Consider the following 19,972-nt stretch of genomic DNA (forward strand, 5'->3'; position numbering starts at 1 on the left):
TAGGCACGCCGCCAGCGTTCGTCCTGAGCCAGGATCAAACTCTCCGATAGAAAGCTTAATCTAGCTTTTAAAACAATGTTTTGTTTCCGTAGAAACAACTACTTACATGGCGTTTCGTTCAGTTTTCAAAGATCAATTTTTTTCTTTCAATGTCGTTTTCAGCGACTTTATTAATATACCATATTAACTTCGTCAGCGTCAATAACTTTTTTGAAAATCTTTTTGGCGTCAACCGCGTTGTTGCGGCGACCTATATAAATATACAGGTAGTTGTACTATTTGGCAAGGGGTATTTTAAATTAATTTGTACTTTTTTTCAAAATCCGCCTATACTTCGAAATCTCCGCTTCTGTAGCCGTTCTTTTATAGATACCTAATAGAAGGTGATATCGTTCTTCCATCGCTCTTTTAATTAGTCCATCGATTCGATTGTTATCCAGATCTAACAGTAGCTCTTCCATTTCTCTTTTAAGTAAGTATTCGATTTCCTTCATCTCTTTAAAGTTTACTAAGAATCCAATCATCTGAACCTCTCCTTCCTCAAACCAGTATGACCTAAGCTTTTAAGAAATATGTGTCTCCTCTAGAGTTTGTACATAGTTAAGAAACTTTTCGCATATGAATGGGACAAAGGGGGTGCATGATGAGGTTTTTTTGGATTTGGAATGGCATGCGAATAAAGCAAGGACTGATTATAGTTACAGCCGCTTTCTTTGCTGCAATTATTCTTTTTATTGAAGGTGGGGACCTCGCTGTATTTACAAATAACAACGTCCCGCTCGCAATTGATCACGTGAAAAGCGAGGATAAACGTCTTGCATTAACCTTTGATATTAGTTGGGGCGAGACAAAAGCTCTACCTATTCTTGAAGAGCTAAAACAAAATAAAGTGAAAGCCTCATTCTTCATTTCGGGAGCCTGGGCTGAACGCCACCCTGAAATTGTCGAGCAAATTGCAAAAGATGGACACGAAATCGGGAACCTTGGATATCGATATGAGAACTATACATCAATGAAGGACGAGGAAATAAAAAAGGACATTATTCGTTCTAATGAAGCAATCAAAAAAGTAACAGATGACCAACCAGAATTACTAAGACCACCAAATGGAAACTTTGATAAACGTGTTCTTATTCTATCTGAGAAGTTTAATTACACAGTCATTCATTGGAGTCTGGATTCAGAAGACTGGAAAAACCCTGGAGTAGACAAAATTGTTCAGAATGTAACAACACAAGCTGATCCGGGAGATATCATTCTTATGCATGCATCTGATTCCGCTAAACAAACAGTTGAAGCCATCCCAGAAATGATCTCTCTTCTAAAAAAGGAAGGCTATTCTTTTGTCACAGTCAGTGAACTCGTATCTAATGCAAAAATAAATACCAAGGAAGTAAAATAAGCAGCCCTCCGATTAGGAGAGCTGCTTTTGTGTATTAAGCTTCTTTTCGAATTAATCGATGAAGTGTTAGCAATTGCCATACATTACTCACCAATAGTGGAACCAAAATAAGCCAGAGCCACTTTGGATCATTACTTTGCAGGCCAGGAATCCACTCAAGAATGGTTACAACAACAATAAAGAAAAGAGCTGGAATAAAGGCCTGCTTATTCGTTTCTTTTTGCTTAATATATGCTGTTACCAATCCAATAATCAAAATAAAAAGAGCGGTCAAAATATAACTTAGAATACTCTCTCCTTTTTCAGCAAAAACAGCGTAGCGGAAGTAGACAAGATCGAATAGAGCGACAGCAATAAGTACGACTTGTACCGTATTCCAAAGCTTTACTGATTTAAAGATACCAAGACCAAAACGATGAATTGTTAAATAGGCAAAGAATCCCATCTGACTAATCAAACTAAAGATACTAGATACTCCCAGTAACCAGAGTATCACAATGAGGAACGAAACAAATTCTCCATTTTTCAGATCCGTCCAATACTGTGACCAATCTAAAACAATCCCTGTGAGCATACCTGCTGTTGATCCAATCAGAAGGGTTGTAAAAAATAAGTAAACAAGATTTCTTGTTTTCAAAATCAAACCCCCGTAAACGTTAATGGTGCTTCTATGTTGAATTGTACCAATGCCACTTTTAAATTGCCACCCTTCCTTTATTCACCGGGTATAAATTCACAGTTTCGCCTAATATTAAGGTTAACACCTCGAGAAAGGAGCACAGACTTATGAGTCATGGATTCAAACTGCTTGCTCTTGGATTAACCATTCTTTTAATAACCGGATGTGCCTCGGGTTCCGCTGAAGGATCTCAGGCTAATTACGAAGAAACGAAAAAGATGCTTGTCGATCTACTTAAATCAGATGATGGCAAGAAAGCAATTCAAGAAGTCATGTCAGATGAAGAAATAAAAAAACAACTTGTTATGGAACAGCCATTTGTGAAAGAAACCATACAAAAAGTACTAACAACTGAAGAAGGAAAAGCTTACTGGCAAGAAATGCTGAAAGATCCTGCGTTCGTTGAGAACTTTGCCAAGAACATTCAAAGTGAAAATGAGAAATTATTTAAATCACTGATGGATGATCCAGAATACCAGGAAAAAATGATGGATCTCTTGCAAGATCCGGTAATGGAAAAACATTATTTACAACTACTCGAAAGTAAACAATCGAGACAGCAAATTAAAGACCTTATATCCGAAACATTTGAAAGTCCGTTATTCCAGGCCAAAATCCAGGAAATGTTAACTGGAATTACTTCTGAACAACTAAAATCATCTGAAAGCGGTAATAAGAAAGACGAAAACACAGACAATACCGAATCAGATAGTGGCGAAGGATCAAATTCTGGTCAGAAATAAATCTGCATAATAAAAGGACATGCGCTCGCATGTCCTTTTATTATTATTTTGCTGTTCTTTTTAAGATTTCTTGTGCAATGTGGAGATATTGCTGTCCGATCGGATGATCTTCTTGATAAACAGAAGGTGCAAATTCTTCATCATTAAAATCTGGCTGCCCAAGAGGAAGTCTACCAAGAATGTCAGTTGTTAACTCGGAAGCTAACTTATCGCCTCCACCTTGACCAAACACATATTCTTTCTCGCCTGTTACTTTACTCTCAAAGTAAGACATGTTTTCAACAACACCAAGCACTTCATGTTTCGTTTTAAGCGCCATAGCACCCGCTCTCGCAGCTACAAAAGCTGCTGTGGCATGAGGAGTGGTCACAATGATCTCTTTTGAAGCCGGAAGCATCGTATGAACATCAAGTGCTACATCTCCCGTTCCTGGCGGTAAATCTAGAAGCAGGTAATCTAACTCTCCCCAATCTACTTCACTAAAGAAGTTGTTCAGCATTTTCCCAAGCATTGGACCACGCCAAATAACAGGAGCGTTATCTTCTACGAAAAAGGCCATAGACATTACTTTAACGCCAAACCGCTCAACGGGATAGATTTTTTCGTTTTCCACTTTTGGTCTTGTTTCAATCCCCATCATATCCGGTACACTAAATCCATAAATATCTGCATCGATAATGCCGACCTTTTTTCCAAGACGGGCAAGTGACGTTGCAAGATTTACGGTAACAGTTGATTTACCTACGCCACCTTTTCCACTTGCCACTGCGATAAACTGTGTTTTACTTTCTGGAGAAAGCAACGACGGGAGGTCAGGATTAGCAGACGTTCCCTCAGGAAGCTCTTCATCCGCTAACTGTTCAAATCGCAATCCAACAGATTCGGCCCCTTCGCCTTTTAAAGTGTTGACGATTTCTTGCTGCACCTTCATCTGCTCAGCTGATTCAGTTTGAGCAAGAGCAACCTTAACACTGACATAGCCTTCTTTCGTTTTCACATCACGAATCGTGATACTTTTATGTAAAATAGGATCTTGCACCTTTTGTAGTAATTCAACGACTTGATCTTTCGTTAACATGGAGGCACCACCTTCTCTGAATTCGATTACATTGCTAGTATAACATATCATTCAGAGAGTTTTGACTTCGGTGCTTGAAGGATATACCAAATCAATGGAAGAGTATAGAACGTAAAACGAGCCAGTATTTTCTTTATTCCTCCGGTACTGGCTCATTTGTCGTATATCGAATAATGCCCTGATAAATAGAGGCTGCGACTTTATTTTGATAAGTTTCAGTATTTAGTAACTCCCTCTCAGTTGGATTAGAAAGGAAACCAACTTCAACAAGAGCTCCTGGAATTTCAGCTTCTCTTAGTAAATATACACTATCCATGTTTTTAGCCAGTCGATTCGTGTTTTCCAGGTTTCGCTTAATTTCAGCCTGAATAAAACGAGATATGGCCTGACTCTCATCATTAACAGGATTATAAAACGTTTGAGCGCCACTCCATTTAGAAGATGGAATCGCGTTTAGATGAATACTCACAAAAAGATCGTTACTTCCCTCATTAATCAACTCAACTCGTTTTATTAAATCTTCAGCTTTTCGATTGCTAAGTCCCTTTGTTCCATCTGCTGCTAAATCTGTATCCGTCTCACGTGTCATAATAACAAGTGCTCCCGCTTCTTGGAGATAATCTCTTAACTTAAGAGAGATCGTTAACGCAATATCTTTTTCAACTACGTTATCACCAACAGCTCCTCCATCAGCCCCTCCATGTCCAGGGTCAATGACAATGACCTGTCCTGATAAAGGAAGATGCCAGGCATCCCAAGAAGAATCAATAGCGAATTTGTAATTAATAATAAATAACAGCACGATGATTCCAGTGGCAACGCCAAATCGCTTATACCACTTTTTCATATCCCACTAACACCGCCCCTTATTTTGTCCTATCTTATCTATATGGGACGGGTAGCTGAATTAGTCATAGAACTTAAGCAATTTATTGTAATCGAAGTCGACGCCTCATCGTTCCTTTTTCATAGCCTGCTTTCCACCAATTCGAAACAAATACATCACACGTAATTTGTAATGATTCTTCGTAAACCGCTGACGTTTTCCAGAAAAGCCAATAATCAAACAACGCTTCAATTAATGCTTTCTCTAATTTGAAGCACCGTTTATGCGCTGTCGACATTGATTCTCCATAATAAGAAAACTTGCTATACTCAGCACCAAGTAAATACGCTTCAATCGCAATGTCCATACAAACATTCTCCACATCACCTTTATACAGAATAGCCTCTGAGAAAAATGGAGAAAACAGTTCTCTTATGTTATCCGATAACTCTTTCAATGAAATTTCAATCAACACTCGTCGTTCGAATTCAAGGCGTTTATGACGCTGACGTTCCTTGAATACAGTAATAACGTTGTCCATCTCACCCATCCTCTCGAATCATATTGTTTTAGTCTCACTCAAGAGTTGGGGAGTATACAGCAAATAAATTGGTAATTCATTCAGGCTTCATAATGAATAATTCTCAAGTCTTTTGTTAAAAAGACCATAGTAGCAAATCTTTTCTAAATACAAAAAAACCCCCGGCCATAGGCCAGAGGTTTTGAAAACCATATTAACGTTTTGAGAACTGAGGTGCACGACGTGCTGCTTTAAGACCGTATTTTTTACGTTCTTTCATACGAGCATCACGTGTTAGGAAGCCAGCACTCTTAAGTGTTGCGCGTGATTCCGGATCAGCTTGTAGTAGTGCACGAGCGATACCGTGACGAATTGCGCCTGCTTGTCCAGTGAATCCACCACCGTTAACATTTACGAAAATATCGTAAGTGCCTTCAGTACCAGTTTCAACTAGTGGTTGCTTAGAGATAAGCTTAAGTGTTTCAAGATCGAAATAGTCATCGATTTCACGGTTGTTAATAACCATACGTCCGTTACCAGGAAGTAAACGTACGCGTGCTACAGAGTTTTTACGTCGGCCAGTGCCGTTGTATTGTACTTGTGCCAAGTTAATTCCCTCCTTTTAATTATCCTCTTAGTTCGTATTTTTCAGGCTGTTGTGCCTGGTGATTGTGCTCGCTACCAGCGAATACATGAAGCTTTTTAATCATTTGGCGACCAAGGCTGTTCTTTGGAAGCATACCTTTGATTGCAAGTTCAAGCATTTGCTCAGAACGGTTAGTACGCATTTCAAGAGCATTTCTTGATTTCAAACCACCTGGGTGTCCACTATGACGGTAGTACATCTTGTCATTAAGTTTGTTACCAGTTAGTTCAATTTTCTCAGCGTTAAGGATGATCACATGATCACCAGTGTCAACGTGAGGTGTGAAAGTTACTTTGTTTTTACCGCGCAGGATCGCTGCTACTTCACTTGCTAGACGGCCAAGTGTTTGACCTTCAGCGTCAACGATGTACCATTTACGTTCTACTTCGTGGCCTTTAGCCATAAATGTTGTACGCATGAGTTTCCCTCCTAAAATCAATCCAATTTATTTTAAAACTAGCACAGAATTTTCATTGTCAGTTGTCAGTCAGATTTCTAAATCCGGGGCAAGTGGATGTAGAAATACCAAAGAATATCTTATAATACTGGGGCGAAAATGTCAAGTGTTTGGTAACTTTCTTTCCTTTTTTACCTATAAGAGACTTCCAATAAATAAAGCCCATGTGGTGGTGCCGTCTTTCCCGCTGTGTTTCGATCCTTTGCTTCTAAAATGGACACCAATTCATTCGCTGAGCGCCGCCCTCTCCCTATCTCAAGGAATGTCCCCATTAAAATGCGAACCATATTGTATAGGAAGCCGCTTCCTTCAAAGGTAAAAACGAGTTCATCCTGAATTCGCTCAATTTCTATTCGGTAGATGGTCCTCACTTTATTCTTCACATCAGTCTTACTAGCACAAAAGGATGTAAAGTCATGCTCCCCAATGAGGTGAGCGGCTGCACGCCTCATCTCTTTAACATTGAGCGGATGAGGTTCATGTACGGCATAGTTTCTTCTAAAAACATCTGAAGCTGCACGATTATGCACTCGATATTGATAGGTTTTGCGAACGACATCATACCTCGCATGGAAATCGCTAGGAGCGGTTTCAGTGTGTAAAACCCTCACATCCTGTGGGAGCTGAGCGTTTAATGCCCGTGTCCAATTTTCAGAAGGAATCGAAAGCGGGGTGTCAAAATGAATAATCTGCCCGTGAGCATGCACCCGAGCATCCGTTCTTCCTGATCCGGTAATCGGAATAGAGGCGCCTTTATGCATCTGCTTCAGGGCGCACTGCACTTCCTCTTGAACTGTGCGGCCATTTGGCTGAATTTGATAACCATTAAAAGCCGTCCCGTCATAAGAGAGGGTCATTTTTATTCGTTGCATCACATTCTCTCCTAACTTCTTAGAAGCAGCAAACTAACACATAGAAGGAGGAGGATAAGAAATAAGGCTGTATCTTTTCCTGACCACTTCAGTAATCGGATGCTAGTTCTTCCTTCTCCCCCACGATATCCTCTAGCCTCCATTGCCATAGCAAGATCTTCAGCACGCTTAAATGCACTTACAAAGAGAGGTACTAGCAAAGGAACAATACTTTTCAATCGTTCTTTAATTGGTCCACTAGAAAATTGCGCCCCCCGTGCAGATTGTGCTTTCATAATCTTCTCAGTTTCTTCCAGAAGCGTCGGAATAAACCGAAGAGCAATAGACATCATGAGAGCAAACTCATGAACAGGAAGACCAATTTTTTTCATAGGTCCAAGTAACGTTTCAATACCTACTGTAATATCAATAGGCGTTGTCGTCAGAGTTAACAAGGAAGTAATCATGATTAAAAACAATAGCCGGAGTGAAATAAATACACCTTGCTTCAAGCCACCTTCATAAACTTCAAGAAAACCAAAATCAAACAGCAGCGGTCCCTCTTTCGTTAAAAACACATGAAGAAGAAACGTTAAAATGATAACAAGTAAAATTGGTTTTAAACCATTATAGATATAGCGCAATGGTAATTTGGATACCAGGATCGCTAGAAGTGTAAAACCACCAAGTAATGCGTAGGTAATCCAATTGTTAGCCAAGAAAACGATAATAACAAATAGAAACGCCGTTAGCAACTTCGCTCTTGGATCAAGTTTATGGATGAAGGATTGACCTGGGACGTATTGACCAATAATAATATTTTGCATCAAGAATCATCTCCTTTCTGCAAAATAGACAGGGCTGCATCAACTGCCACATCGAGAGTAAATACACTCTTTGGCAGACTGAGATTAAAGCGTTCTTCTAGCCGATGAATGAACTTAACAGTTTCTGGTACATCAAGACTTAGTTTCTTCAACGCATCGGAATTAGCGAAAATTTCCTCAGGTTTCCCCTGAAGTGCCACACCGCCCTTTTCCATTATGATGATCTCATCGGAATACTGCGCTGCATCTTCCATGCTATGGGTCACTAGAATCGTAGTGAGTCCCTCCTCCTGATGTAAACGATAGAAGAGACTCATAATCTCCCGTCGCCCCTTAGGGTCTAGTCCAGCAGTAGGTTCATCGAGAATTAGAATAGATGGTTTCATCGCTAGTACTCCTGCAATAGCTACTCTGCGCATTTGGCCACCACTCAAATCAAACGGAGAACGGCTAAGGTATGATTGATCAAGTCCCACTTGTTCAATTAACCTCGCTGCACGCTGTTTCGCTTCTTCTTCTGATACTCCAAAATTACGAGGACCAAATATAATATCTTTCTCTATAGTCTCTTCAAACAACTGATGTTCTGGATATTGAAAAACGATCCCTACATGCTCTCTTAGGGCTTTTAGGCGTTTTTCTTTCTCACCAGCTCGAATCAAAAAGTCGCCAATCTGAATGCTCCCTTTTGTAGGTTTAAGTAACCCATTTAAATGCTGGATCAGTGTTGATTTGCCTGAGCCGGTATGCCCAATAATCGTTTGGAAAGTACGTGCTGGGATAGATAACGATATTTCAGAGAGCGCTTTTCTTTCGAAAGGAGTCCCTCTACCATAAGAATGCTCTAAATCTTTGATTGTAATGTCCATAGCTCATTCACCAGTTCCTCTTGAGATAAAGTAAGCTTTGAGAAATCATAGCCTTTCTCACTGAGTGCTCGCTGCACCTGAAGTGGAAACGGCAAATCTAAACCAATTTGCTCAAGCATGTCACCTTTCTTAAACACATCAACAGGAAGACCTTCATCAATGACCTCTCCTGCATTCATGACGATCAATCGATCAGCTTGTGCAGCTTCTTCGAGATCGTGAGTGATAGAGATCACCGTCATGCCTTCTTCGTCTTTAAGCTCACGCATCGTTTGAAGCACTTCTTTACGACCAGCTGGATCTAGCATAGAAGTGGCCTCATCTAAGATGACAATGGATGGTCTTAAGGCAATAATCCCAGCAATCGCTACACGTTGCTTTTGACCACCTGAGAGACGGTGTGGCTCTTGATCAAGGTAATCCGCCATCCGCACCTTATTCACACTCTCATGGATGCGCTCCAACATTTTTTCGCGTGCCATTCCGTTATTTTCAAGACCAAAAGCTACATCATCACGCACAGACGTACCTACAAACTGATTGTCTGGGTTTTGAAATACGATCCCCACTCTTCTTCTAATTTCCCAAATACTTTCCTCATCTCTACTGTTATATCCTTCTACGGTAACATCGCCTTTTTCGGGAATTTGCAGCCCATTTAGAAGTTTTGCAAGTGTCGACTTCCCAGAACCATTATGTCCCACGATCGCTAGCCATTCACCCTTATGAACAGATAATGACACATCATGCAATACATGGGGTTGCTCTTCCTGATACCGAAAGGATACGTTTTGAACGGTGATTAGTTCTTCCATACTCGTTCCTCCTGCCTCTGCTAATTTCAAGCGGTGATCGCTTCAGGCAATATACTGGTGCGAAAAAAAGGCGGGCAGATGGAACCGCCGCTTTTTCCTATCAGTATAATAAGCTTTTTAGTGCGTGATATTAACTGTACTTATCCTATAAAAAAAGCCTGGCATCTGCCAGGCTTTTTTTAATGGCAAGCAGCAAATAACCACTTGAATTTGTGCGATTCAAACAAAAAAACGCACGAAAAAAGGGCATAGAATCAGTATCCAATGTCGAGATCCTGTCCCGCCCTTTTAATCAAGTGCGTCTTATACTAGCTCGATGATAACCATTTCAGCACCGTCACCGCGGCGTGGTCCAAGTTTACGGATACGAGAGTAACCGCCTTGACGCTCAGCATAACGAGGAGCGATATCGCTGAATAGTTTTTGAACTGCATCTTGACCGCTTTCTTGATCCGCTACTTCGTTACGGATGAAAGAAGCTGCTTGACGACGTGCGTGAAGATCTCCGCGTTTACCAAGCGTAATCATTTTGTCGATGAAAGAACGAAGTTCTTTCGCCTTTGATTCTGTCGTTTCAATACGTTCATTGATGATCAAATCTGTAACAAGGTCACGGAATAGCGCTTTACGCGTATCACTAGTACGACCTAACTTTTGGTATGCCATGAAGTATTCCCTCCTTTGTTGTTTATAAAATCAACAACTTTAAATATCTATTCTTCGTTACGAAGTCCAAGCCCAAGCTCTTCAAGCTTCTCTTGTACTTCTTCAAGTGACTTACGTCCAAGATTACGAACTTTCATCATGTCTTCTTCAGACTTCTGAGTCAATTCTTGAACTGTATTAATGCCAGCACGCTTCAGGCAATTGTATGAACGAACTGAAAGATCAAGCTCTTCGATAGTCATCTCAAGCACTTTCTCTTTTTGATCCTCTTCTTTTTCGACCATGATTTCAGCATTTTGAGCCTGGTCCGTTAAACCAACAAAAATGTTTAAATGTTCATTTAAAATCTTTGCGCCTAAAGATACAGCTTCTTCAGGACGAATGCTTCCATCTGTCCAAACATCAAGGGTTAGTTTGTCATAATTTGTTACCTGGCCAACGCGAGTGTTTTCAACCTGGTAGTTAACACGAGAAACAGGTGTGAAGATCGAGTCAACCGGAATTACACCGATTGGCTGTTCATCATTTTTGTTTCCTTCCGCTTGTACATAGCCTCTTCCACGAATTGCAGTAACTCGCATCTGGAAACGGGCACTAGCAGAAAGGGTAGCAATATGAAGGTCAGGGTTTAAGATCTCCACGTCGCTGTCATGAGTAATATCTCCTGCTGTTACCGTTCCTGGTCCTTGTACATCAACAACCAAAGTCTTCTCTTCTTCAGAGTAAACTTTCATAGCTAACTTCTTAAGATTGAGAATGATAGTTGTTACATCTTCATGTACGCCTTCAATTGTAGAGAACTCATGGAGTACTCCTTCAATTTGTACGGATGTGACAGCAGCACCAGGAAGTGAAGATAACAGGATACGACGAAGGGAGTTACCCAGGGTAGTTCCATAACCACGCTCTAATGGTTCTACAACAAACTTACCGTATTTTGCATCCTCGTTGATAGCTACCGCTTCAATTTTTGGCTTTTCGATTTCGATCATCCAACAAACCCTCCTTCAAAACGTCGAACTTCGGTTAGACATGCTGTCTAACCGAATAATCCCCTTAGGTGGTTCAAATACCAACAACCTAATTATGATTCGTCAACCGTCAACAATTTATACATTATCATTATTGACATGTTCATCAATTGTATACCGATAGATTGAATCTTTCCATAAGAGATTGTTCAAAACCAGGCATTCTCCCGAAGGGAACATCTACGTTTTTGAACTCTCTACTACCTTAGACTCTACGACGTTTTGGCGGACGGCAGCCGTTATGAGGTACTGGAGTTACATCACGGATCGCAGTAACCTCTAGACCTACAGCTTGAAGTGCACGAATAGCAGCTTCACGACCAGCACCAGGGCCTTTAACAGAAACTTCTACAGTTTTCATGCCGTGCTCCTGTGCAGTTTTACCTGCAGTTTCAGCAGCCATTTGAGCAGCGAATGGAGTAGACTTACGAGAACCTTTGAAGCCCATGTTTCCGGAAGTTGCCCAAGAAATCGCATTTCCGTGAGTATCAGTAATCGTAATGATTGTGTTGTTAAAAGTGGAACGGATATGAGCTACTCCACTCTCAACATTCTTTTTCACGCGCTTTTTACGTGTATTTGCTTTACGTTGTTTAGCCATTTGTTAATTACCTCCCTTACTTCTTCTTGTTAGCTACTGTACGGCGAGGGCCTTTACGAGTACGAGAGTTGTTCTTCGTATGTTGACCTCGGACAGGAAGACCACGACGGTGGCGGATACCACGATAAGAACCGATTTCGATTAGACGTTTAATGTTAAGTGAGATTTCACGACGAAGATCACCCTCAACCTTAATTTTGTCTACTACTTCACGGATTTTTCCGAGCTCTTCTTCAGTTAAGTCGCGTACACGAGTGTCTTCAGAAACACCAGCGTCAACTAGAACTTGTTTCGCAGTTGTTTTACCGATTCCATAAACGTAAGTTAACGCGATTACGATACGCTTTTCGCGTGGAACATCAATACCAGCAATACGTGCCATTACGTTGCACCTCCTTATATATTAGCCTTGTTTTTGCTTATGCTTTGGATTTTCACAGATAACCATGACTTTCCCTTTACGGCGAATAACTTTACATTTTTCACACATTGGTTTTACTGACGGTCTTACTTTCATTATTTTAACCCTCCTTGTATACGGAGATTAATTTCTTATTTATATCGATACGTGATACGACCACGTGATAAGTCATATGGAGAAAGCTCAACAGTTACTTTGTCACCTGGTAGAATACGGATGTAATGCATACGTATCTTTCCGGATACGTGAGCAAGAATCTTATGACCGTTTTCGAGTTCTACTCGAAACATTGCATTCGGTAGAGGTTCGATAACCGTGCCTTCCATTTCAATTACTTCTTCTTTAGCCATCTACTTGCTCTCCCTCCTTTAAATCAATGACGTGTTCATTCATATACTTTGAGATCGCGAAACGTAGCTTGCCATTTGTGACACGGCCCGTTTCTTCAAGACTTCGCTTTACCTCAGGAGATATATACTCTACCAGCTCAAGGTGTGCGAGGTTCTTCCGCTTAGGACGATCAAACTTTCGTTTGTCACCATCGGCTAAGAAAACATAACGTTCATCAACAATCCCTACAATCACGCTATATTGATCAGCGTCTCTTCCCCGTCTATTCCGAACGATCTGACCGATCTCGGGAACGGTATCCGACTCTTTCACGAACCATCACCTTCACTTAGGCTTTTGTTAGTATTTCATATCCTTCTTCTGTAACGGCAATCGTATGCTCGAAATGAGCACAGTTCTTACCGTCAGTTGTTACTACAGTCCAATTATCCGAAAGTGTTCGAACGTAGCGAGAGCCCAGATTCACCATTGGCTCTACTGCAAGGACCATCCCCTGCTTAAGCCTCGGTCCTTTTCCTGGAGGACCGTAATGGGGAATTTGAGGATCTTCATGAAGGTCCTGACCTACACCATGACCAACATATTCTCGTACAATCGAAAAACCCTCAGCTTCGGCATATGCTTGGATCGCATGAGAAATATCAGAAAGCCTCCTACCAGCCTTCGTCTCATTCAACCCTTTATATAACGATTCCTCGGTAACTTTTAACAACCGTTCGTCTTCTTCTGAGATAGTGCCAACAGGATAGGTCCAGGCTGAATCGCCATGATAACCATTATACTTAGCACCAATATCAATGCTAATTATATCTCCCTCCGCCAACACGCGATCTCCTGGAATACCATGTACAAGCTCTTCATTGACTGAAGCGCATATACTTCCAGTAAATCCATTGTAACCCTTAAAGGAAGGAATTGCACCAAGCTGACGAATAAACCGATCGGCAATCGTATCCAGCTCTTTTGTCGTAACTCCAGGCTTGATGTGCTTCTGTAGTTCTTGATGTGTTAACGCGACAATTTTGCCTGCTTCTCGCATGATATCAAGTTCACGAGGAGTCTTGCAAATAATCATTACGACAACCCTTTTAGGAGTTGGTCGACATCTTCAAACACCTCATTGATGTCTCTGTTGCCATCAATCGTTTTAAGATAGCCCTTGCCTTCATAAAAGGTCAACAATGGCTGCTGTTGCTGCTTGTTGACTTCGAGGCGAGTTCGTACAGTTTCTTCTTTATCATCATCACGTTGATAAAGCTCTCCACCGCACTTATCACAAACTCCATCTTCTTTAGGAGGATTAAAGATTACGTGATAGGTTGCTCCACAATTACGGCAAACGCGACGTCCAGTCAAACGCTGCATGAGTTGATCTTCCTCGACTGCAATGTTTACCACGTAGTCAAGTTTTTTACCAAGATCGGCTAAGATCGTTTCAAGCGCATCAGCCTGTGCGACGGTTCTTGGAAAACCATCGAGGAGAAAACCTTTTTCGCAATCATCTTTTCCTAAACGCTCCCGTACTATACCGATTGTTACTTCATCAGGTACGAGGTTTCCAGAATCCATGTACTCTTTTGCTTTTAGACCAAGAGGCGTTCCTTCTTTGATCGCTGCTCGGAACATATCTCCAGTAGAGATATGAGGGATACCATACTTTTCGACAATCTTTTCTGCCTGGGTTCCTTTTCCGACACCCGGAAGCCCCATTAATACTAGATTCATCTAATCCCTCCGCACGTCACCCAATCGAGGATGAAGGAGGGGAAGAAAGCTCTTCCCAGTTTATCCTCAAGATTTAATAAAGCCTTTATAATGACGTTTAATTAATTGACTTTCAATTTGCTTCATCGTATCAAGCGCTACCCCAACAACGATCAGCAAGCTTGTTCCGCCGATTTGCAGCGTCTGCGGCAGTCCTGCTACGGTTGTGAAAAATACCGGAATAATCGATATAACAGCAAGGAAAAGTGCTCCTACAAACGTTAAACGGTAGAGAATTCGTGTAATGTACGTTTCAGTAGCATTACCCGGACGAATACCAGGAATGTATCCACCCTGTTTTTTCAGATTCTCAGCCATTTTCTCCGGATTTACCTGGACGAACGTATAGAAATACGTAAATCCAATGATGAGTAACGCATACACGACCATACCAATAGGCTGTGTATAGTCAAACACCCTTACGATCCATTCCGTTACCGAATTATCTCCGAACAACCTGGCGATCGTTGGTGGAGTAATGATCAGTGATATCGCAAAGATAACTGGAATAACACCTGCTGCATTAACTTTAATCGGTAAGTGAGTGGATTGACCACCAACTTGTCTGCGGTTAACAGTTCGTTTTGCATATTGAATTGGAATTTTACGAAGACCTTGTTGAACAAAGATAACAGCGACAACAATTGCAAGTGCAGCTAGTGCAATAATAACAAGTGTAACGATGTTAATGAACAACTCATCCTGAGAACCCTCAAACATCTGAGCATAGAGCTGATTAAGCCCCGGAGGAATTGCAGCTACAATCCCAGCAAAGATAATGATTGAAATTCCGTTTCCAACGCCTTTTGCAGTGATCTGTTCGCCTAACCACATCAAAAAAGCCGTTCCGGCTGTTAAAACAAGAGAAATATTAAGATACGTTAGTACACCGGGATTACTAATCAACTGACCTCCAACAATATTGTTAAACCCGATTGAAAGTCCAACACCTTGGACAAGTCCAAGTGCGATTGTTCCATAACGAGTAACTTGTGTTAGCTTTTTACGTCCGGCTTCGCCCTGTTTAGACCATTCGGTAAACTTAGGAACAACGTCCATTTGCAAAAGCTGCACAATGATAGAAGCAGTGATGTAAGGCATAATTCCCATGGCAAAGATGGAGAAGTTTTGCAACGCTCCACCGCCAAAGGTGTTAAGAACTCCGAAGAGACTCATTTGATCTTGAAATTGAAGTACATCTCTGTTCACACCAGGAACCGGTATGAATGTTCCGATACGGAACACGACAAGCATGAGTAGGGTGAAAATAACTTTATTTCTAATATCACCTACGCGCATAATGTTGGAGATTGCTTGGAACATTAGATCACCTCAGTATTTCCGCCTGCCGCTTCAATCGCCTCTTTTGCAGAAGCAGAGAACTTGTGGGCTTTCACGGTAAGCTTTTTCTCAAGCTTACCATTACCTAGAATCTTAATTCCAGCTTTTTCTTTGCTAACTACGCCAGATTCCAAAAGAAGCTCTGGAGAAACTTCGGTTCCATCTTCAAAACGGTTCAACGAATCAAGATTAACAATCGCGAACTCTTTACGGTTCATGTTTGTAAATCCACGTTTCGGTAGACGTTTAAAGATTGGAAGCTGTCCTCCTTCGAAACCGACGCGTACACCGCCGCCAGAACGAGCCTTTTGACCTTTTTGACCACGGCCAGATGTCTTACCGTTACCAGTAGCAATACCGCGACCAAGTCTGTTACGTTCTTTACGAGAACCTTCAGATGGTTTTAGTTCGTGTAGTTTCATTGTGGGCACCTCCTCAATGTATAGATTTTTTACGCATCAATTTCGTTAACAGTTACAAGGTGAGATACCTTGTTGATCATACCGCGAATCGCAGGATTGTCGCTATGAACAACCGTGTGATGCATCTTTTTAAGTCCAAGTGTTTTTACCGTCACGCGTTGGTCTTGAGGGCGACCAATCACACTACGTGTGAGGGTGATTTCTAATTGCTTAGCCATCTAATTTCCCTCCCTTAACCTAGTAGCTCTTCTACAGATTTTCCACGAAGCTTCGCAACGTCTTCAGCACGCTTAAGGTTTTCAAGGCCATTAAGAGTTGCACGCACCATGTTAATCGGATTGTTAGATCCAAGAGACTTCGATAGAATGTCACCTACACCAGCGAGTTCAAGTACCGCACGAACAGGTCCGCCAGCGATAACTCCTGTACCTTCAGAAGCAGGCTTCAATAGTACGTTACCAGCTCCGAAATGGCCTGTGATTTGGTGAGGAATTGTTGTTCCAACGACTGGAACAGTAATTAAGTTCTTTTTCGCATCTTCAATAGCTTTGCGAATAGCTTCAGGAACTTCCTGTGCTTTACCAGTTCCGAATCCAACGTGACCGTTTTTATCTCCGACAACTACGATTGCTGCAAAGCGGAAACGACGTCCACCTTTTACAACCTTCGCTACGCGGTTAACGGTAACTACGCGTTCTTCAAGTTCTAGTTTGTTAGCATCAATGCTAGGCATGAGTTAACCTCCTTTTTATTAAAATTTCAGTCCTGCTTCACGCGCTGCGTCTGCAAGAGCTTTCACACGTCCGTGATAGAGGTATCCTCCGCGGTCGAAAACCACTTCTGAATAACCTGCTTCAACAGCACGCTTTGCTATAGCTTCTCCTACTTTCACAGCTGCTTCTGTGTTACCGCCGTGTTTAACGTCAATTCCTTGTTCCATACTTGAAGCTCCAACGATTGTAACACCTTTAGTGTCATCGATAAGCTGAGCATAGATGTTCTTGTTAGAACGGAATACGTTTAGACGCGGACGTTCAGTAGTACCGGTAACTGTGCGACGAACGCGAGCGTGTCTTTTTTGACGCGCTTTGTTTTTATCGGCCTTAGTGATCATTAAAGTCACTCCTTTCCGCTAGGTTTTACCTATTTACCTGTTTTACCTTCTTTACGACGTACATATTCGCCTTCGTAACGAATTCCTTTACCTTTATAAGGTTCTGGAGTACGGACAGCGCGGATGTTTGCTGCAACAGCTCCAACGCGTTCTTTATCGATCCCTTTAACAACAACTTTTGTGTTTGAAGGAACTTCAATGTCAATACCTTCTTCAGGTACCATCTCAACTGGGTGAGAGTACCCTACGTTAAGGATTAGTTTCTGACCGGATTTACTAGCACGGTAACCAACCCCGATGATTTCAAGACCTTTTTCAAAGCCTTTAGTCACACCTTCAACCATGTTAGCGATCAGGCTGCGAGTTGTACCGTGAAGTGCACGGTGCTCTTTATGATCTGAAGGACGAGCTACAGTTAGCACGTTCTCTTCAATGTTTACTTTGATATCAGAGCTGAATGAACGAGAAAGTTCCCCTTTAGGTCCTTTAACCGTTACAACGTCCTCTTTGATATCGATTGTTACACCACTTGGGATTTCAATCGGTTTAAGTCCGACACGTGACATAATTACACCTCCATTCTGCTTTAAGAATTACCAAACGTACGCTAGAACTTCTCCGCCTACTTGCTGTTGACGAGCTTCTTTGTCCGTCATAATTCCTTTAGAAGTAGAAACAAGAGCGATTCCTAGACCGCCAAGTACACGTGGTACTTCGTCTGCTTTAGCGTATACGCGAAGACCAGGTTTACTGATTCGCTTTAATCCAGTGATAACTCGTTCGTTATTTGAACCGTATTTTAAGAAGATACGGATGATTCCTTGTTTGCTGTCTTCGATCATTTCAACATCACGTACAAAACCTTCACGTTTGAGGATTTCAGCGATGCTTCTTTTCGAATTAGATGCAGGAAACTCAAGTTTTTCGTGACGAACAGTGTTCGCATTACGAATTCTTGTAAGCATATCTGCGATTGGATCAGTCATGACCATTAGTAATTACCTCCTTCCCTATTTCGGGTTTACCAGCTAGCCTTTTTAACGCCTGGGATTTGACCTTTGTGTGCAAGTTCCCGGAAACAAATACGGCAAAGTTTAAATTTACGAATAACAGAGTGAGGACGTCCGCAACGTTCACAACGAGTGTATTCTTGAACTTTAAACTTAGCTTGACGCTGTTGTTTCGCGATCATTGATTTTTTCGCCACAATTTTCCCTCCTTACTTACTTTTGAAATGGCATACCTAGGTTAGTCAACATTTCACGGCTCTCTTCGTCCGTATTAGCTGTTGTTACGATAACGATGTCCATTCCGCGTACTTTATTTACTTTATCGTAATCAATTTCAGGGAAAATCAACTGCTCTTTAATACCAAGTGTGTAGTTACCACGACCGTCGAATGCTTTCTTAGAAATACCTCTGAAGTCACGTACACGAGGTAGTGATACAGAAATAAGTTTATCTAGGAATTCAAACATACGAGTTCCGCGCAATGTAACTTTTGCACCAATCGGCATGTCTTCACGAAGCTTAAAGCCAGCGATAGACTTTTTAGCACGAGTGATAAGTGGTTTTTGACCTGAGATTAACTCAAGCTCTTCAACAGCTGTATCAAGAGCTTTCGGGTTCTGTACAGCGTCACCAACACCCATGTTGATTACGATTTTCTCAAGTTTTGGAACTTCCATAACAGAGGAATAGTTAAATTTCTCCATCAATGCAGGTTTAGTTTCATTTTGATACTTTTCTTGGAAACGATTCATCGGATTGACCTCCTTTCGCTACGAACTACTTATCGAGTACTTCACCGGATTTTTTTGAGATACGAACTTTCTTCCCGTTGTCTACTTTGTATCCAACGCGAGTAGGTTCACCAGACTTCGGATCAAGCGCCATTACGTTAGAAACATGAACCGCAGCTTCCTGTTCGATGATTCCACCTTGAGGATTAGCCTGTGATGGTTTCGAATGTTTCTTAACAAGGTTGACACCTTCAACGATAACTCTTTCTTTTTTCGGGTAAGCTTCAAGGATCACACCTTGTTTACCTTTATCCTTACCAGAAATAACTTTTACTTTATCTCCCTTTTTTACGTGCATAAGGTCGCGCACCTCCTTACAAGGCATCTATTTTCAAATGATTAAAGAACTTCTGGAGCAAGAGAAACGATTTTCATAAACTGATTGTCGCGTAGTTCGCGAGCAACTGGTCCGAAAATACGTGTTCCGCGCGGTCCTTTGTCATCACGGATAACAACCGCTGCGTTTTCGTCAAATTTGATATATGAACCATCTTGACGACGAACGCCAGATTTACTGCGTACAATAACAGCTCTTACGACTTCACCCTTCTTAACAACGCCTCCAGGTGTTGCCTGTTTCACCGAACAAACAATTACGTCACCGATATTAGCAGTTTTGCGACCGGAGCCACCAAGAACTTTGATACATAGCAATTCGCGTGCACCAGAGTTGTCTGCTGATTTCAAACGAGATTCCTGTTGAATCATCTAGAAAGACCTCCCTTCGGACATTATTCAATGATCCG

At 41.5% G+C, this 19,972-nt stretch carries 33 protein-coding genes; 2 read left to right on the forward strand and 31 right to left on the reverse strand.

Annotated elements, in window-relative coordinates; genetic code table 11:
• Window positions 1–299 precede the first annotated feature (299 nt).
• On the reverse strand, window positions 300–524 hold the full coding sequence (locus Q4550_RS21090; protein WP_194220317.1) for a hypothetical protein: 225 nt from the start codon (window positions 522–524) through the stop codon (window positions 300–302).
• A 119-nt stretch (window positions 525–643) separates the two neighbouring features.
• On the opposite strand from Q4550_RS21090, the gene pdaB reads away from it, so the two are divergent.
• A complete protein-coding gene (gene pdaB, locus Q4550_RS21095; RefSeq protein ID WP_194220316.1) occupies window positions 644–1,402 on the forward strand; it encodes a polysaccharide deacetylase family sporulation protein PdaB in 759 nt (252 codons plus the stop codon).
• A 34-nt stretch (window positions 1,403–1,436) separates the two neighbouring features.
• On the opposite strand, the gene Q4550_RS21100 is transcribed toward pdaB, so the two are convergent.
• Window positions 1,437–2,039 carry a KinB-signaling pathway activation protein gene (locus tag Q4550_RS21100; protein ID WP_283153197.1) on the reverse strand — a complete coding sequence of 201 codons (603 nt, stop codon included), beginning with the start codon at window positions 2,037–2,039 and terminating at the stop codon, window positions 1,437–1,439.
• 149 nt (window positions 2,040–2,188) lie between these two features.
• On the opposite strand from Q4550_RS21100, the gene gerD reads away from it, so the two are divergent.
• Complete coding sequence (gene gerD, locus Q4550_RS21105; RefSeq protein ID WP_283153198.1) at window positions 2,189–2,824, forward strand: spore germination lipoprotein GerD; 636 nt, start codon at window positions 2,189–2,191, stop codon at window positions 2,822–2,824.
• A gap of 43 nt (window positions 2,825–2,867) precedes the next feature.
• Here gerD and Q4550_RS21110 read toward each other — a convergent pair whose 3' ends face one another.
• The 29 genes from Q4550_RS21110 to rplN all read right to left on the reverse strand — a co-directional run bounded on the left by Q4550_RS21110 (window position 2,868) and on the right by rplN (window position 19,934).
• On the reverse strand, window positions 2,868–3,902 hold the full coding sequence (locus Q4550_RS21110) for an Mrp/NBP35 family ATP-binding protein (RefSeq protein WP_194220313.1): 1,035 nt from the start codon (window positions 3,900–3,902) through the stop codon (window positions 2,868–2,870).
• Window positions 3,903–4,035: 133 nt separating this feature from the next.
• The gene (gene cwlD, locus Q4550_RS21115; protein WP_303535818.1) at window positions 4,036–4,749 is read right to left on the reverse strand and encodes an N-acetylmuramoyl-L-alanine amidase CwlD; all 714 of its coding nucleotides are present in this window, start codon (window positions 4,747–4,749) and stop codon (window positions 4,036–4,038) included.
• A gap of 82 nt (window positions 4,750–4,831) precedes the next feature.
• On the reverse strand, window positions 4,832–5,269 hold the full coding sequence (locus Q4550_RS21120) for a DUF2521 family protein (RefSeq protein WP_194220311.1): 438 nt from the start codon (window positions 5,267–5,269) through the stop codon (window positions 4,832–4,834).
• Window positions 5,270–5,462: 193 nt separating this feature from the next.
• On the reverse strand, window positions 5,463–5,855 hold the full coding sequence (gene rpsI / locus Q4550_RS21125; RefSeq protein ID WP_048313356.1) for a 30S ribosomal protein S9: 393 nt from the start codon (window positions 5,853–5,855) through the stop codon (window positions 5,463–5,465).
• A gap of 19 nt (window positions 5,856–5,874) precedes the next feature.
• Entirely contained in the window at window positions 5,875–6,312 is a 438-nt protein-coding gene (gene rplM, locus Q4550_RS21130; protein ID WP_048313355.1) for a 50S ribosomal protein L13, read from the reverse strand.
• A gap of 170 nt (window positions 6,313–6,482) precedes the next feature.
• Entirely contained in the window at window positions 6,483–7,223 is a 741-nt protein-coding gene (gene truA, locus Q4550_RS21135; RefSeq protein ID WP_303535822.1) for a tRNA pseudouridine(38-40) synthase TruA, read from the reverse strand.
• Window positions 7,224–7,234: 11 nt separating this feature from the next.
• Window positions 7,235–8,032, reverse strand: coding sequence for an energy-coupling factor transporter transmembrane component T family protein (locus tag Q4550_RS21140; protein ID WP_194220309.1), 798 nt, complete (start codon window positions 8,030–8,032; stop codon window positions 7,235–7,237).
• Window positions 8,029–8,898, reverse strand: a complete 870-nt coding sequence (locus Q4550_RS21145) for an energy-coupling factor ABC transporter ATP-binding protein (RefSeq protein WP_303535824.1) — start codon at window positions 8,896–8,898, stop codon at window positions 8,029–8,031. Before Q4550_RS21145 ends, Q4550_RS21140 begins: the two co-directional genes overlap by 4 nt.
• The gene (locus Q4550_RS21150) at window positions 8,874–9,713 is read right to left on the reverse strand and encodes an energy-coupling factor ABC transporter ATP-binding protein (protein ID WP_303535825.1); all 840 of its coding nucleotides are present in this window, start codon (window positions 9,711–9,713) and stop codon (window positions 8,874–8,876) included. The genes Q4550_RS21145 and Q4550_RS21150 overlap by 25 nt, the downstream gene beginning before the upstream one ends.
• Before the next feature lie 303 nt (window positions 9,714–10,016).
• The gene (rplQ, locus tag Q4550_RS21155; protein WP_098445995.1) at window positions 10,017–10,379 is read right to left on the reverse strand and encodes a 50S ribosomal protein L17; all 363 of its coding nucleotides are present in this window, start codon (window positions 10,377–10,379) and stop codon (window positions 10,017–10,019) included.
• Between the two features lie 47 nt (window positions 10,380–10,426).
• The gene (locus tag Q4550_RS21160) at window positions 10,427–11,371 is read right to left on the reverse strand and encodes a DNA-directed RNA polymerase subunit alpha (RefSeq protein WP_194220306.1); all 945 of its coding nucleotides are present in this window, start codon (window positions 11,369–11,371) and stop codon (window positions 10,427–10,429) included.
• Between the two features lie 244 nt (window positions 11,372–11,615).
• Window positions 11,616–12,011, reverse strand: a complete 396-nt coding sequence (gene rpsK / locus Q4550_RS21165; RefSeq protein WP_048313348.1) for a 30S ribosomal protein S11 — start codon at window positions 12,009–12,011, stop codon at window positions 11,616–11,618.
• Between the two features lie 16 nt (window positions 12,012–12,027).
• Entirely contained in the window at window positions 12,028–12,393 is a 366-nt protein-coding gene (rpsM, locus tag Q4550_RS21170; RefSeq protein WP_048313347.1) for a 30S ribosomal protein S13, read from the reverse strand.
• A gap of 21 nt (window positions 12,394–12,414) precedes the next feature.
• Entirely contained in the window at window positions 12,415–12,528 is a 114-nt protein-coding gene (gene rpmJ, locus Q4550_RS21175) for a 50S ribosomal protein L36 (protein WP_003720928.1), read from the reverse strand.
• A 35-nt stretch (window positions 12,529–12,563) separates the two neighbouring features.
• Entirely contained in the window at window positions 12,564–12,782 is a 219-nt protein-coding gene (infA, locus tag Q4550_RS21180) for a translation initiation factor IF-1 (RefSeq protein ID WP_098445993.1), read from the reverse strand.
• Complete coding sequence (locus Q4550_RS21185) at window positions 12,775–13,095, reverse strand: KOW domain-containing RNA-binding protein (protein ID WP_194220305.1); 321 nt, start codon at window positions 13,093–13,095, stop codon at window positions 12,775–12,777. The genes infA and Q4550_RS21185 overlap by 8 nt, the downstream gene beginning before the upstream one ends.
• Before the next feature lie 16 nt (window positions 13,096–13,111).
• On the reverse strand, window positions 13,112–13,858 hold the full coding sequence (map, locus tag Q4550_RS21190; protein ID WP_194220304.1) for a type I methionyl aminopeptidase: 747 nt from the start codon (window positions 13,856–13,858) through the stop codon (window positions 13,112–13,114).
• The gene (locus Q4550_RS21195; protein ID WP_194220303.1) at window positions 13,858–14,508 is read right to left on the reverse strand and encodes an adenylate kinase; all 651 of its coding nucleotides are present in this window, start codon (window positions 14,506–14,508) and stop codon (window positions 13,858–13,860) included. Before Q4550_RS21195 ends, map begins: the two co-directional genes overlap by 1 nt.
• 66 nt (window positions 14,509–14,574) lie before the next feature.
• Window positions 14,575–15,870, reverse strand: a complete 1,296-nt coding sequence (gene secY, locus Q4550_RS21200; protein ID WP_194220302.1) for a preprotein translocase subunit SecY — start codon at window positions 15,868–15,870, stop codon at window positions 14,575–14,577.
• Window positions 15,870–16,310, reverse strand: a complete 441-nt coding sequence (gene rplO / locus Q4550_RS21205; protein WP_098445988.1) for a 50S ribosomal protein L15 — start codon at window positions 16,308–16,310, stop codon at window positions 15,870–15,872. Before rplO ends, secY begins: the two co-directional genes overlap by 1 nt.
• A 29-nt stretch (window positions 16,311–16,339) precedes the next feature.
• Complete coding sequence (gene rpmD, locus Q4550_RS21210; RefSeq protein WP_194220301.1) at window positions 16,340–16,528, reverse strand: 50S ribosomal protein L30; 189 nt, start codon at window positions 16,526–16,528, stop codon at window positions 16,340–16,342.
• Between the two features lie 14 nt (window positions 16,529–16,542).
• Window positions 16,543–17,043: a 30S ribosomal protein S5 gene (gene rpsE / locus Q4550_RS21215; RefSeq protein ID WP_098445986.1), complete on the reverse strand. Its 501-nt coding sequence runs from the start codon at window positions 17,041–17,043 to the stop codon at window positions 16,543–16,545.
• An 18-nt stretch (window positions 17,044–17,061) separates the two neighbouring features.
• Complete coding sequence (gene rplR / locus Q4550_RS21220) at window positions 17,062–17,424, reverse strand: 50S ribosomal protein L18 (protein WP_194220300.1); 363 nt, start codon at window positions 17,422–17,424, stop codon at window positions 17,062–17,064.
• A gap of 29 nt (window positions 17,425–17,453) precedes the next feature.
• Complete coding sequence (gene rplF, locus Q4550_RS21225; protein WP_194220299.1) at window positions 17,454–17,990, reverse strand: 50S ribosomal protein L6; 537 nt, start codon at window positions 17,988–17,990, stop codon at window positions 17,454–17,456.
• A 27-nt stretch (window positions 17,991–18,017) separates the two neighbouring features.
• Complete coding sequence (rpsH, locus tag Q4550_RS21230; protein ID WP_048313336.1) at window positions 18,018–18,416, reverse strand: 30S ribosomal protein S8; 399 nt, start codon at window positions 18,414–18,416, stop codon at window positions 18,018–18,020.
• Window positions 18,417–18,445: 29 nt separating this feature from the next.
• Window positions 18,446–18,631: a 30S ribosomal protein S14 gene (rpsN, locus tag Q4550_RS21235; protein WP_098445982.1), complete on the reverse strand. Its 186-nt coding sequence runs from the start codon at window positions 18,629–18,631 to the stop codon at window positions 18,446–18,448.
• A gap of 16 nt (window positions 18,632–18,647) precedes the next feature.
• Window positions 18,648–19,187 carry a 50S ribosomal protein L5 gene (rplE, locus tag Q4550_RS21240; RefSeq protein WP_194220298.1) on the reverse strand — a complete coding sequence of 180 codons (540 nt, stop codon included), beginning with the start codon at window positions 19,185–19,187 and terminating at the stop codon, window positions 18,648–18,650.
• Window positions 19,188–19,212: 25 nt separating this feature from the next.
• Window positions 19,213–19,524, reverse strand: coding sequence for a 50S ribosomal protein L24 (rplX, locus tag Q4550_RS21245; RefSeq protein WP_194220297.1), 312 nt, complete (start codon window positions 19,522–19,524; stop codon window positions 19,213–19,215).
• A gap of 41 nt (window positions 19,525–19,565) precedes the next feature.
• Window positions 19,566–19,934: a 50S ribosomal protein L14 gene (gene rplN / locus Q4550_RS21250; RefSeq protein WP_098445980.1), complete on the reverse strand. Its 369-nt coding sequence runs from the start codon at window positions 19,932–19,934 to the stop codon at window positions 19,566–19,568.
• Between the last annotated feature and the right edge of the window lie 38 nt (window positions 19,935–19,972).

It is taken from the genome of Anaerobacillus sp. 1_MG-2023 (genome assembly GCF_030547345.1).
Taxonomy (GTDB): domain Bacteria; phylum Bacillota; class Bacilli; order Bacillales; family Guptibacillaceae; genus Guptibacillus; species Guptibacillus hwajinpoensis_B.